This is a genomic window from Cellvibrio mixtus subsp. mixtus J3-8 (assembly GCF_000766945.1).
Lineage (GTDB): Bacteria > Pseudomonadota > Gammaproteobacteria > Pseudomonadales > Cellvibrionaceae > Cellvibrio > Cellvibrio mixtus_A.
Map to the genome: position 1 here is coordinate 368,657 of NZ_KN266209.1, position 14,923 is coordinate 383,579.

9 protein-coding genes are annotated in these 14,923 nt (G+C 45.7%); 8 read left to right on the top strand and 1 reads right to left on the bottom strand.

Annotated features, from left to right (window positions below; genetic code table 11):
• The first annotated feature begins 13 nt into the window (after positions 1-13).
• The 4 genes from A596_RS14965 (at position 14) to A596_RS14980 (ending at position 5,055) form a co-directional block, all read left to right on the top strand.
• The gene (locus A596_RS14965) at positions 14-835 is read left to right on the top strand and encodes a HEAT repeat domain-containing protein (protein ID WP_152600196.1); all 822 of its coding nucleotides are present in this window, start codon (positions 14-16) and stop codon (positions 833-835) included.
• 410 nt (positions 836-1,245) lie between these two features.
• Positions 1,246-3,258 (top strand): glycoside hydrolase family 11 protein, encoded by a 2,013-nt coding sequence (locus A596_RS14970; RefSeq protein ID WP_039916162.1) that lies wholly within the window; start codon positions 1,246-1,248, stop codon positions 3,256-3,258.
• Positions 3,259-3,389: 131 nt separating this feature from the next.
• A complete protein-coding gene (locus tag A596_RS14975) occupies positions 3,390-4,160 on the top strand; it encodes a sulfite exporter TauE/SafE family protein (RefSeq protein ID WP_039916164.1) in 771 nt (256 codons plus the stop codon).
• Between the two features lie 25 nt (positions 4,161-4,185).
• The gene (locus tag A596_RS14980) at positions 4,186-5,055 is read left to right on the top strand and encodes a prolipoprotein diacylglyceryl transferase (RefSeq protein ID WP_039916166.1); all 870 of its coding nucleotides are present in this window, start codon (positions 4,186-4,188) and stop codon (positions 5,053-5,055) included.
• Here A596_RS14980 and dapF read toward each other — a convergent pair.
• Entirely contained in the window at positions 5,052-5,927 is an 876-nt protein-coding gene (gene dapF, locus A596_RS14985) for a diaminopimelate epimerase (protein WP_039916168.1), read from the bottom strand. The two genes, A596_RS14980 and dapF, sit on opposite strands and share 4 nt — an antisense overlap.
• A gap of 214 nt (positions 5,928-6,141) precedes the next feature.
• Between dapF and A596_RS23810 the strand changes: the two genes are divergently transcribed.
• The 4 genes from A596_RS23810 to A596_RS15005 all read left to right on the top strand — a co-directional run.
• Positions 6,142-9,114, top strand: a complete 2,973-nt coding sequence (locus A596_RS23810) for a bifunctional diguanylate cyclase/phosphodiesterase (protein WP_039916169.1) — start codon at positions 6,142-6,144, stop codon at positions 9,112-9,114.
• A gap of 199 nt (positions 9,115-9,313) precedes the next feature.
• On the top strand, positions 9,314-10,165 hold the full coding sequence (locus A596_RS14995; protein ID WP_039916171.1) for a rhodanese-like domain-containing protein: 852 nt from the start codon (positions 9,314-9,316) through the stop codon (positions 10,163-10,165).
• Entirely contained in the window at positions 10,152-11,009 is an 858-nt protein-coding gene (locus A596_RS15000) for a transglutaminase-like domain-containing protein (RefSeq protein ID WP_039916173.1), read from the top strand. The genes A596_RS14995 and A596_RS15000 overlap by 14 nt, the downstream gene beginning before the upstream one ends.
• 6 nt (positions 11,010-11,015) lie before the next feature.
• On the top strand, positions 11,016-14,923 hold a 3,908-nt coding region (locus A596_RS15005), incomplete at its 3' end, for a LamG domain-containing protein (RefSeq protein ID WP_152600197.1).

A 14,923-nucleotide genomic window follows, 5' to 3' on the forward strand; every position in this document is an offset into this window, starting at 1 on the left:
GTGCAGTATCCCCATGAGTATCGCCAAAAAATACCTTTATCTGAGCGTTATCCTCGCTGTCATCATCCTGCTTTGCTTATGTATTTTGCTGGTAATTTCCCACCATCGAAATGAGACGCTGGAGAGCAGGGTGCAGGAATTGGAATCAATACTCGCGCAGCAGGAACAAGTGCGGGCAGCGACAATCGCCAGGGTTGGGCCGGGTACTGCACTTTCGCCAGTTGAGCAACAAATCAAGGATCTAAGTACTCGTTTTGTCGGAGATTCCCGCACACTCAGTGAAAAATTGCGCGATTTCACGGCAGAAAATCCTGATGCACAACATTTTGCGATTGCCTCCAAGGTGGTGGCCGACCTGGTTGAAAACCGCGATGCCCTGGGCGATGAGGAGCTGGTATGGCTTTATCCCACGCAAACCGATCCGGGATTTAAACGGGTGATTGCGCAGGTACTGTCAGCGCGGGGGGATAACCAATTGCTGGATGGCTACATCGCAGCGCTGGAACAGCAGCTGGCGAATTCGGCTATCAGTGAGCGTCGCCAGATATTGGGTGAATTGGGGAAGACCCGTTACCAGGGTGCAGCCAACATAATCCTGCCAATGCTGAAAGATAAAGATACTTCGGTGCTGCTGGATGCATTGCTCGCTTTGCGCAATACCGCTAATGAGGGGCAGCTTGATGCGCTGGATAAATTACACGAACATCCGGATGAATCGGTGCGCTGGCTGGCGGGTGATACGGCTAATAACCTGCAAATGCTCAGCAAAAAGGCACGAATGCACGTAACAATGGCAGATATTGTCGCAGAATTGCCGCCAATCGCTGCGCAATAGCGCAATTTTAGCTTCCAGTAAAAAAGAATGTTTATCAATAAAAAAAGTGGCGTTTTTGTTACTGTGATGAAGCATTTTTTGGGCCCGAATCTCTGTTTATCTAACCTGCCCTATTAACAAAAACTGCTAACCAATACCGCTTTTGCAATGCTTTATTGTTATAAAGACCATAAGCATATGGTTAACAAGACCATATTTATATGGTTTATTTGACAATAAGCACTGGCAAACGTTAAAAAAGTGCCCATCGCAGCCGCCAGGCAGTGTTTTTTAATACGTTTTTTAATAATAACAGCAACGAAGTATGGCGCTCGATTAAACGCCTGTTCGCAACGAACAGGGCCAGTCCTCAACGGCCCTCCTCCTCTATAGGCGGTATTGGTTGAGAGGCAAAATCCTGGAGATTAATAATGAAAATCCTCACTACCGGCAAACGCGCCCTGACAGCGCTCGTTTGCACAGCTGCGTTCGGCGTAACTACCGCTGGCGCCCAAACTTTATCAAGCAATAGCACTGGAACTAACAACGGGTTTTATTACACCTTCTGGAAAGATTCCGGCAGCGCCACTATGACCTTGGGTGCCGGTGGCCGCTATACCTCCCAGTGGACTAATAACACCAACAATTGGGTTGGCGGCAAAGGATGGAATCCTGGTAATAGTTCACGTGTTGTCAGTTATTCGGGAAATTATGGTGTCAGCAATAGCCAAAACTCTTACCTGGCGTTCTATGGTTGGACCAAAAGCCCGCTGATTGAATATTACGTGATTGAAAGCTATGGCTCTTACAACCCGGCATCGTGCTCGGGTGGTACTGATTACGGTAGTTTCCAAAGTGATGGTGCTACTTACAACGTCCGTCGGTGCCAGCGGGTCAACCAGCCTTCTATTGAGGGAAACAGCTCGACTTTTTATCAATATTTCAGCGTGAGAAATCCCAAGAAGGGTTTCGGCAATATCTCTGGCACTATCACCTTTGCCAACCATGCCAACTTTTGGGCCAGTAAAGGCCTGAATCTGGGTAACCATGATTATCAGGTATTGGCGACCGAGGGTTATCAAAGTTCCGGTAATTCCGATATTACCGTGAGCGAAGGTACTGGCGGCGGCGGTACCACCAGCAGCACACCAGTGACCAGCAGCTCCAGTTCTTCGGCGAATAATGGCGGCGGCAATACCGGTAGCGGTGTGGTTGTTCGTGCACGCGGTGTGGCTGGTGGAGAACATATCAACTTGCGTATTGGTGGCAACACCGTTGCCAGCTGGAACCTGACGACCAGCTTCCAGAACCTGTCCTACACCGGTACTGCATCGGGCGACATCCAGGTGCAATACGATAACGATGGCGGCAGTCGCGATGTCGTTGTGGATTACATCCAGGTCAATGGCGAAACCCGCCAGGCGGAAGATATGGACTACAACACTGCCCTCTATGCCAATGGTTCTTGCGGTGGCGGTGGCAACTCCGAGTTGATGCACTGTAACGGCGTGATCGGTTTTGGCTACACCTACGATTGCTTCAGTGGCAACTGCAGTGGTGGTAGCACCGGCGGCGGCACCAGCACCAGTAGTTCCGGCAATACCGGTGGGGGCAACAATTGCTCCGGTTATGTGGGTATCACTTTTGACGACGGCCCCAACTCCAACACCACTGCATTGGTTAACTTGCTTAAGCAACATAACCTGACCCCGGTAACCTGGTTCAACCAGGGTAATAACGTGGCGACTAACGGCAGTTTGATGGCGCAACAATTAAGTGTAGGCACCGTGCAAAACCACAGCTATACCCACTCCCACATGACCAGCTGGTCCCAGGCCCAAGTCGCGGATGAGCTGAATCGCACCAACCAGGCGATCCAGAATGCCGGCGCACCCAAACCTACCCTGTTCCGTCCCCCTTACGGCGAAGTGAACTCTACTATCCAGCAAGCCGCCACTGCGGCAGGCCTGCGTTTAGTCACCTGGGATGTTGACTCGCAAGATTGGAACGGCGCTTCTGCATCGGCCATCGTCAATGCAGTTAACCAATTGCAAAACGGCCAAATCATCCTGATGCACGACGGCAGCTACACCAACACCAATGCCGCTATCGCACAAATCGCTTCTACCTTGCGCAACAAAGGTTTGTGCCCGGGCAGGATCGATCCATCCACCGGCCGTGCAGTTGCGCCATCCGGTGGTAATGGCGGCGGCACCGCCAGCAGTAGCAGTAACAGCAGTACACCGGTCGTGGTAAGCAGCAGCCGTAGCAGCAGTAGCGTTAGCACGGGCGGCGGTGCTTGCCAATGTAACTGGTGGGGCACCCGTTACCCGATCTGTACCTCCACCGCGAGTGGTTGGGGTTGGGAGAACAACAAAAGTTGTATCACCACCAGTACCTGTAACAGCCAGGGCACTGGCGGCGGCGGTGTCGTGTGTAACTAATGTCGTAAAACACTTTTGTTATGAGACAAAAGTGCTTGCGAAAAAAAGGGGCAGAATTTTCTGCCCCTTTTTTATTGGGATGTGTTGATCTGCTTTATCATACCCACTCATGTATTGAATGAGCAGCAACAATGACTGATTTGACCCTCACACAATTGGTGTTGGTATTTGCGATTTTTGTGTGGAGCGGGTTTGTGCGCACCGGTTTGGGTTTTGGGGGTGCGATGATGTCGCTGCCCTTATTACTGCTGGTGGATAATCGCCCGCTGGTATATTTGCCCATTGTTGCCGTGCATTTGCTAGTGTTTTCAACATTGACCGTGTGGCAAAACAATCGCAAGCGCAATCTTGCTGAAGTAAAACCTTCAACAGTGGATTGGGCGTATATTAAAAAATCCATGAAAATTATGATCATTCCGAAATTAATCGGAGTGGCCGGCTTGTTAACCATTCCGGCGCATATCATGAGTGCGATTATCTTTGTGATTATTTCGGTGTATTCAATCACGTATATTTTGAATAAACCCTTTAAAAGTTCCCATCCGGTCACTGATGGAATTTTTTTATCACTCGGTGCTTACATCAGCGGAACTTCCTTGATCGGCGCGCCACTGATAATGACGGTGTATATGGTCCATGTCGCGCGCGAAAAATTGCGCGATACCTTATTTGTACTCTGGTTTATTTTAGTCAGTATAAAAATGGTGGCTTTCCTCATAGCCGGTGTGGATTTGCAGTTGCAAGCCCATCTCTGGTTATTGCCCGCTACCGCAATTGGCCATTATTTCGGATTAACGTTTCATGAACGCCTGATCAAAGCGGACCCGGTAGTTTTCTATCGCGTCATCGGCAGCGCGCTGCTATTTGTCAGTGGCTTTGGATTAGCATCCCTTTATTGGTAAAAATTTTTTTCGCATGGATTGACCTATGGCTTATCCCTATATCACCGATGTTATTAATGATCTTCTCGGCACCGATATCCATCTGCCCATCGCAACATTTGGTGCGCTGGTAGCAATTGCTATTTTTGCGGCGATCCATGTTATGCGGATTGAAGTACAGCGCCGCGCCTTTGTATTGAATACAGTAGACTTGCGCGGACAAGAACCCAAAAGCCTGGTAACAGATTTAGGTTTTGTCACCGTTATTGTTGGCATTCTCGGCGCAAAATTATTTGATGCCATTGAACAACCGCAACGTTTACTGAGTGAACCCATGGAGGTCATTTTTTCCACGGGCGGTTTTTCTATTTATGGCGGTTTGATTCTCGGCTGTTTAGCCGGTGTCATTTTTCTGAAGCAAAAAAATATCGCCATATTACCGATGTTGGATGCAGTTGCACCCGCACTGTCCCTGGGTTACGCGATTGGCCGCTTGGGTTGCCAGTTCTCCGGCGATGGCGATTGGGGCAAACCGGCGGCAATGGAATTAAAACCGCACTGGTTGCCGGATTGGTTATGGGCACAAACTTATCCAAATAATGTTGTGCAGGTCGATATTCCTGCGCCCGGTGTTTATCCAACACCTTTATATGAAGTAGCCGGTGCGTTATTCATTTTTGCCATACTGTGGCAATTACGGCATTCACTAAAAATTACTGGCCAATTGTTTTGTGTTTACCTGATTCTCAGTAGCGCAGCTCGTTGGTTAGTCGAAACTATTCGCATCAATTACCAGTATGAAATCCTTGGCATATCCCTGAGCCAGGCGCAAATAATTTCCATCGCATTGATTGTGGCTGGCGCAACGGGTTTATTGGTATTACATAAAACAAACGTCCAGCGGGTGAATGTTTAGCGCATATGGTGTGGTTTATCGTTTTGCCATTCGCGTGATACTTCACCCGTGGCGATGTGAGCAACAGCGCCCGCCATAGTGATGCTGTAATCCGGTGCGATGTTGATGGTGATATCGCCACCGGCGAGGTGTACCAAAATATCGGGGCCACAATAACCAAGTTTGTGCGCAACTGCTGCAGCTGCGCAGCTGCTACTACCGGAGGCCAATGTATAACCGGCGCCGCGTTCCCAAATTTCTACCTGGATTTCGCGCTTGTTCAATACCTTCACAAATTGCACATTGGTCCTGTTGGGAAATTGTGGATGATTTTCCAATAGCGGGCCAAGCTCCCGCGCCAATGATTCAGTGGGATTATCAGTAAATATTACGCAATGCGGATTACCAATTGTCGCGGCGGAATAAACCAAAGTTTGATCGCCTGCTTCAATAGTTTCCTTTAGTACATCGCGCCCAGCGCCGCGCACGGGAATTTTTTTACTATGAAAACTTACCTGCCCCATTTCCACGCGCACTTGATTGCCATCAGCGAATACGAGCGCCTGCACGCGACCACCTTTGGTATCGAGGTAAAAAGGTTTATCAGCAACGCGTTTCTGATCCCACAAATAACGGCAAAAAATGCGAATGCCATTACCACTTTTTTCCGCTTCACTGCCGTCGGGATTAAAAATCCGTAGCTGTGGAATCGTATCAGTATCGGTCGTGCAATCCAGAAGCACACCGTCAGAACCAACACCAACATTCTGGTTACAAATCCGCTGGAGTAGCGCGTTATTTCCGCCACAGGAAAAGTCGCTGGAGACAGGGAAATCAGCAGCGCGCAATACAATATAACTGTTGCCCAAGGCATGATATTTGAAAAATTCCATAGCGCATCTCGTCAAAAAGGCCTGTTCAGTGTGAATCCGGACATTAAACCCAGCGTGGATTATAGGGATGCGGGCGGGTTTCGCGCGAATTAATGGGAAGTTCTCGGGTTTAGCTATTAAATAAGGCGAAATCAGGCCACAAACCCTGACCTGGCCCAGCTGTTTGCTATAGTAAGCACTAACCTTATTTCACTTCGCCGGATCAGCCCTCGCTATGCCAGAGACAATTCCCTTTTTGCTGCGTCGCCCCAAGGCTCTGGCGCTAGTGGTATTGCTGGTAAGCCTGTGTTTGTCGGCGCTGGTGATTTGGGCATTGGCGCAAAACCAGCATGCAGCCAAACGTGCAGATATGTTCAATATCGCCACCAATCACGCGTTTTTGATTCGCGATAGCCTGGACCAGGCCCTTACCCTCAATTATTCCATGGCAGCTATGGTGCGCCTCGGCCAGGGATCGACTGGCCGGTTCGATGATGTGGCCCGTGAGCTCCTGCCCTATTTTTCCAGCGTTTCCCATATCAGCCTTTCACCTAACGGCATTGTCAGCCAGGTCTATCCCCTGGAAGGTAATGAAAAATCGATTGGTTTTAACCCGCTCGAAGATGCGACCCAGGACAAGGAGGCCATTCGTGCGCGCGATTCCGGCCAACTGACACTGGCCGGACCAATCAATCTGGTACAAGGTGGTACGGGGGCCATTGCGCGGCTACCGGTATATCTCGATGAACCTGGCGGCGGGCGCCGCTTTTGGGGCTTCACCAACGTTGTTATCCGGGTCGATAAATTGCTGGAGGCGGCCAACTTCCAACAGCTGGATACCCGCGAAATCGCCTACAAGCTCTGGCGCAATGATGCGGAGACCGGTGCACCGGAAATTATTGTGGCCAATGGGGCCGAAGCATTAATCGATCCGGTGGAAAAATCCTTTGATGTACCTAATGGCAGCTGGACGCTCAGCATCTCGCCAAAAACCGGCTGGTTAAACAATTGGCAAATTATTGGTGAGGCGCTCCTGGCATTTCTGGTGAGCGGTTTACTCGCTTATCAAAGTTACCTGATGGTGAAATTGCAGCGCCGCCGCTTGAGTTTGCAAGATGCGGTCAGTGAACAAACACGCGAATTGTTAAATGCGCGCGCTAATCTGCAAGCAACGCTCGATGCGATTCCCGATTTATTATTTGATATCGATTTACAGGGTGTCATCCACAGTTACCACACGAACCAACCCGATTTATTAACTGTGCCGCCGGAGCGATTCCTGGGTGAAAACTTCCGTCGTTTTTTACCTCCGGAAGCTATTGAAACAGTGCAACAAGCGCTTGATGAAGCACACGCGAGCGGTGTTTCTGCCGGCAAATGTTATTCGGTAGATTTGCCGGGTGGTACCGTAACATTTGAATTATCCGTATCGCGCAAAATCGACCAGCATTATGACAGCGCACGCTTTCTGGTGCTTGCGCGCAATATCACCGAGCGCCGTTTGGCCGAGGAAGAATTGCGTGTTGCGGCCACCGCATTTGAAGCGCGCGAAGGCATGATGATTACCGATCCCCAGGGTAACATCATGCGCGTAAATAAAGCCTTTAGTGAAATCACGGGCTACAACGCTGATGAAGTGATTGGTAAAAATCCGCGTTTCCTTGCATCGGGTCGCCATGATAAAAATTTTTATCAGGATATGTGGCAGTCGATAACCAGTGAAGGAAGTTGGCGCGGTGAAATCTGGAACCGCCGTAGCAGTGGTGAAATTTTTCCGGAATGGTTAACCATCGCAGCGGTTAAAAACGAGCAGGGAAAAACTACCCACTATGTTTCTACTCTCACGGATATCAGCGAATTAAAACAACACGAAGAACGTATTCATAATCTTGCATTCTTTGATCCACTTACGCATTTACCCAATCGCCGTTTATTACAAGATCGCCTGGAACACGCCATTGCAACCAGCCAGCGCCAGCGCCGCCTGGGAGCATTATTGTTTCTCGACCTTGATGATTTTAAAACCCTCAACGACAACCGCGGCCATCACATCGGCGATTTATTATTAGTTTCCGTTGCTGAGCGTTTGCGTCATTCGGTGCGTGAACAAGATACAGTAGCGCGCCTGGGTGGCGATGAATTTGTCATCGTATTGGAAGGTTTAAGCACGGATCGCAATGAAGCGGCAACCCATGCGCGACAAATTGCAGAAAAAATTCTCGCCAGCCTTAATAAAGTGTATGTATTGGAATTGCGCGAATATTTTAATACACCCAGTATTGGTATTTGTTTATTTGGCGATGCATCTGTTCCTATCGATGAATTACTCAAGCAAGCAGACCAGGCGATGTACCATGCCAAAGCCGCGGGCCGGAATACCCTGCGTTTTTTTGATCCGGAAATGCAATCCATCGCCGCCCAACGCTTTGCCTTGCAACACGAATTGCGTGAAGCCTTACAGCAACAACAATTCAAATTATTTTATCAGCCGCAAATCAATGCCAGTGGTTCGGTCATGGGTGCGGAAGCATTAATCCGTTGGTTCCATCCACAGCGCGGCATAGTATCGCCGCTGGAATTTATTTCGCTCGCAGAAGATTCGGGTTTAATTATTCCGCTCGGTAACTGGATTCTGGAAACTGCCTGCCAGCAATTAGTGCTGTGGGAACAAGAGCCGGCAACAAGGCACTTGAGTATTGCCATTAACGTGAGCGCGCGCCAATTCCAGCAACATAATTTTGTTGAACAATTGCTGCAAATTATTGCGCGCACCGGTGCTAACCCGCACAGGTTAAAACTGGAATTAACGGAATCCATGCTGGTCGATAATCCGGAAGACATCATCACCAAAATGGATGCATTGAAGCATCACAAAATTAAATTTTCCCTCGACGATTTTGGCACCGGTTATTCCTCGTTGTTTTATTTAAAACGATTACCTATCAACGAATTAAAAATCGATAAATCCTTCGTCAACGACATCCTCACCGACCCCAACGATGCAGCTATCGCGCGCATGATCATTCGTCTTGCGCAAAGCATGGAGTTAAAAGTGATAGCTGAAGGTGTAGAAACCAAAGAGCAGCGCGACTGGTTGGAACAGGAAGGTTGCTTCAAATACCAGGGCTATTATTTTGGTCGCCCGATGCCGGTAGACAGTTTTGATAAATATATTGCAGATACCAACCGGGAATTAACCTCGCTGTAACTTACACCCGTTACGCAGCCCTTATGGAATTTGCGTATTTTTAATTGCAGCCTTAAAACAAAACCTCCGTGTTTACCTTCAATCGAAATGAGATTTTTCTCACACAAGGTTGATTTTTGCGCAAAACAACAATAAAATATTTAAAGAAATTTTTATATATATAAAAGTTATATAGCCAATGGACAAAGGGAACTCCTGGGTGGCAGCCAGCAATTCAATTATTAACTATTGGGCAAATACGTTATTTGCCTTATCTTTAGGCCTCATATCTGTTGTGTGTTATGCGCAACAGGATTCGTCATCCCCGTCGGAATGTAGTGCCTCTCCGGAATATTTATCCAAACTTGAGCGGTTCTTTGGCAGCAACAAACCTGTCCAGGATTATTCCTGCCTCACGAATTACCCCGCCATCGCAAAAAATATTAAAAGCTATCAGCTTGTGGATATCCGCAATAATCCCGACACACCGGTCAGCAACGCCTGGAATATCCCCGTTGATGAATTAAAGCTAAAAGATTTTCTTGCTAACCGTTCATTATTGCTATTGGGCGAAAGCTTTAGCCGTGTGCAACAAGCAACCGCGTGTGCAACGTTAAAAAAAGCGGGTTTCGCGTCGGTAAAGATCCTGGTGGGCGGTATTGCCCAGTGGGATCAAATCAACACGAAAAAACCGAAACCCAAAAGGCAGCCCGTGTCTGCTGCTGATTTTATTTACGAATATTTTAATGGCCATGTATCCGTTGTTGCCGCAACGGAAGCTGCATCCTCCCAACTAAATGCCCTGGGTTTTTCTGAGCATCGCCTCCTTCCCGCCAATACATTTTCCAATGTGGCCGACATAGTTATCGGTGCTAGCGACGGTGGCTACGACCCCGTAGTTTATATCGGTTCACCCGCAGACTCTGCGACGCTGGAATTTAATCAACATCTTCCTAACCTCTATTTTCTGCAAGGCGGAATTGAAACGCTGGTAGCACAATTGCGGCGAGACCAATTAATCGAATACAGCCGTACCAAACCACAGGAGGCGTCCTTCTGTGCAAAAAAATAAGTACCTGATTATTAGCGTGATAATAACGTTATCGTTAATTGGTGCAGCCTATACTTTTTTCGCGACGCAAACTCACTATGCCTCTACGGAAAAGTTGTTGCGCTTTAACTACATTATAAAAAATGATTCGGAAAAACTCGTCGCTGACGCTCGTTTTATTGCGGCTGTCCCAATGCAAATAGACGGTGTGCAATCCATTCAATCAATAAATTCATCTTATGAATATCAAATTATTGATGCTGATAATCGCTCGATAGAATTCCCGCTAAAAAATATTACGCCCTATTCCGCAAAGATTATTGATTTAACATTAGTTATATCACTAACTAATAAACCTAAAACAAAATTGGATAAAGCGACTGAATACCTGCAACCACAGAAATACATCGAAACCGAAACACAAGAAATAAAAGAACTGGCTGCACAATTAAAAGGAAAAACTGCAACCGATACCGCCAAAAATATCCACCAATGGCTGGTGAATAATATCGAACTGTCCAGTTACACCGCAGACAGCAAAGGCGCAGCCTATCTGTTAAAAAATAAAACCGGCGATTGCACTGAATTTATGTATGCCTTTATCGCCCTCGCGCGCGCCAACGGTATTCCAGCACGAGGCATCAGTGGTTTCTGGATTCCCGGTGAAAGCTCATTAATCAATGCCACTGATTATCACGACTGGGCTGAATTTTATGATGGGAATCGTTGGGTGTTGGTGGATTCATCGAAGCAGGTTTTTGATAGCGAATATTTTAACTACATCGCTGGTTCTTTATTTCATTCCGATGAAAACATGCGCTGGAAATTTGATTCGACAGCAAATGAATTTGTTGTATCCCAGTAAGTTAAAGTGAAATTAAATTTTTTAAAAACTATAGGAAATATGTTTGTGAACGGTTTTTCTATCCGCTCTATTATAGGGTTCTTGGGGTTTTGTTTTGCGTTGACTGCCACTTCGTTAGCCAATGCGTTATTGCCTGAAAATAGTTTGCTTGTAGAAGCAGATAGCGCAAAAAGTTTGGAGCTCCAGGCTTTGGGTGTGACTGTTCAGCAAGTTCAACCAGGTAAATATGTAGTACAGGGAAACCTTTCCCAATACGCGACGCTATTTAAGAAAACCGACAGGGGGAATGTTGCACCTGTAACACCAGAGAACTCTCTTTCTCTCTTTTTTGATAATCCGAGAAGTGTGCGCTCCGTTGGTAAGCCTCTCTATCTTTCAGTTGTATCCGGTGGTGACTGGCATGCAGGCGGAGGTCCCTCCGGGTATGTTCGTGCTTCAGAGAGTAAAACATTCGGGTTATATATATTTTATGCACCAGGATATTGGGGCAGTTCCTTCTATTTTCCTGCATGGGTAAAAAACGATTCAACAAATAGTTATTTCTTTAATAACAATACCAATGGTATTCCACACCCTCAGGAACCGTATTGGCGCTATCTGGAGAAGAATGAAGTTATTGATTCCAGCGGCGTAACTTTTTATATGAATTATGGGGATATTCGGATTGTTGCTGCAAATTACTCATCTGACCTTACAACGTCAGTTTCCGGTGGAGAGTATGGGTATGGTGTCAATTATGTTATTACTGCAATTACCCCTGATGCGTTGGATTTAACAGGAGATAGTGTTTTTAAAGACGTTTCATTGAATGAAAAGCAAATAACAGTATTTGGTGATGCCAAGCAATTTTTTGCGCAATCTCCATTAGGCGGTTTGGGTGGATTATTTGATGGGAATGGCGATTACCTAACTATATCGCCAAAGCCTCTGGATGGAAATCCTACGGAATTAACTATTGAAGCATGGATATATATGAACGCTTTGCCAACTTATGGCTGGCCGATTGTGTCGCAAAGTGCAAATGTAGGGGAAGGTGGGCAACAATTTTTTGTATCAGGTTCAGGTAATGGTTCAGCTAGCAGGTTGAGATTTCTTCGTGGTATTGGTGCAGGCAATTCAATTGATTTAATTGGCGCAACAAATTTGCCACTTAATGAATGGGTTCATGTTGCAGTTACTTTTGATGGCGGCAATGCTCGATTATTTGTCAACGGAAAATTGGATGGTACCGTAACGGCAAATATTGCATGGACAGCAACAGATCAACCTTTTTTTGTGGGCAGAACATTTGTGCCTGGTTATCCTCAATTTCTTTCTGAGGCTAACGGAAAAATTTCTGATTTGCGCATTACTAAAAACATTGCGCGTTATAGAGCTTCTTTTACGCCGACAAAATTAGAAACTATTGCCGCAGATGTAAATGCTGACCCTTACTTTAGTAAAGTCGCTTTCCAGCTTTCGGGAAATGAAATCTCTGGAAGTAATTCATTCGTAGACCTTTCTTCAGCATCTCCCAAAAGCATCACGACTTTTGGTGATGCGAAGCAAGTGAGTGACCAGGTGAAATTCAATCCCACGGCGATCGGCTTTGATGGTAATGGTGATTATTTACTAACAAGGCCTGGTGCTGATTTTGATCTCAATACAAATAATTGGACTATTGAATTTTGGATTTACCCCAGAACACTGGGAAGCACCCCACATTTTCTTCAAGTCGGCACGAGTACCTCCAATAGAACAAGAATTTACTATTTAAATGGAGCGTTACGTGTAGACGGACCGTCATCAAATCTCGGTTCAATTAGCGGCTTAGCTGCAGGTCGTTGGCAGCATATTGCAGTTACAAAAATAGGTAGTGCCACATCTGTCTATCTGGATGGCGAACTAAAAGCTTCCGCAAATATTAGCCATGCATCTGGAACCGAAAACACGCTAGCAATTGGTGCCCAGCAATTTTCACCATCAGCCAGCGATTATTTTGATGGTTATATTGATGATGTGAGGGTGACGAGAGGTATTGATCGATATACCGGCGCGTTTGTTCCTTCACAGATTCCACAATTGCCGACACTGGTTGGTGATCAGTATTGGAGAAATGTATCCCTATTAGCAAATTGCGATGGAAAAGATACCTCACAAATCTTCAGCGATTCATCCTTCGTTCCGAAAACTTTTATTCCAAGGGGTAACGTTATCCAATCACAAGGGGAATATATGTATGGCGTATCCTCATGTTATTTTGATGGCAATGGAGATTATTTAGAGTTAGCGCAAAATCCTGAACTGAATTTTAAAACCAGTGATTTTACAATTGAAACCTGGTTCTACCAAACCGCTGATTCGAATGCATATAGCACGTTATTTGCAAACCACACGTCGACAACGTATACAACGGGTGCAAGATTTTTAATGGTTTATGGAGCGAATGCTCCTGTAGTTTCGCAAAGAAGAAAAATTGGTTTTGGTGGCTTTAACCTGGCTACCAATCAATCCATTTTAGAATCAGAAACCCAAATCAACCTTAATACTTGGTATCACGTTGCAGTAACTCGTAAAAATAATATATTCAGTTTGTTTGTTAATGGAAAAAAAGAAAGAGAAATATCCAAAATTGACGCTATGGATTTTTCATTGAATGGAACCCGGGTTGGAATAAATAGTTGGGACGGAACAGCTGGACATTGGTTTGGCTATATCGATGATTTACGAGTTACCAGAGGCGTGGCACGCTACACTGAGGACTTTATAGTTCCTCAGAAAAAGTTAGAACGAGCAATTTTCTCCAAAGATATCTATAGCAATGCAGTATCGCTTTCTCTTATGTCGGGGACTTATGTTGCAGGTTATGAAACGATTTCTGAAAATGAAATCCGAATATTCCAACCTATTGTTATTGGTGCTTCTGATACTACTTTTGACAATAAAAAAATAATTATCGATGGAACAACAGTTTCAATAAGTGGTGAACATACTTTCAATAATATCGAACTAAAAAATGGTGCGGTATTAACTACACCTTTCACTGATGCAAATCTTAATAAAAATATTTCAATCATCGCTAAAGATATCTCTATAGATCAGGGTAGCCGCATAGATGTATCAGGAAAAGGAGAGATTTATAACCCTACACTCAGTAATCGAGTCGGCGGTAGTCATGGTGGTAAAGGTGGTAATTACGGCACTGAGATAGCTAAAGAACCTTTTGGCAATTATCAGGCGCCTATCACTGTCGGCCAAAGCGGTGACGCTAATGGCGGCGGTGCAATAAAAATCAAAGCTGAAAACTTTTCTCTTGAAGGAAAGATATTAGCTAATGGTAATAATGGTACAACGAGTGGCGGCGCTGGCGGTTCAATTTGGCTGGATGTTAAATCGTTATTATCCTCAACAGGTAATGGAGAAATCAAAGCAAATGGAGGCAATTATACCTCTGGCTACAATGGTAGTGGTGCTGGTGGTGGTCGAATAGCAATTCACTATGAAACATTATCGGGAATTGTCACCACAAAGGTAGTGGCATCAGGTGGAACGGGGAGTACACAAAACGGTGGTGCAGGAACTATTTACTATAAAAATAAAATCGATGCATCGCAAAGCAAGTTGCAAATTAAAGGGCAAAGTGCCGATACAAATTATACATTGCTTGCTGGGATAAGCGGCGAACAGCAAGTTCTGGTTGAAAATGCCTATATCAAATTAACTGATCCTGAAGTTTTCAGCACGTTCACATTAGTTAACAGCCATTTGGGAGTTCCAGGAAATTTAAATTTAGCTAATTCTGCAAGTTTCATATCATCATCATCAACTATAGAGATCAATGGCAACTTAACAACATTCAATAACAATCTGGTTGTTGATGGCATTACGTTATCCCTTGCTAAAAATCACACTTTTAATTCAATCCATATTAAAAA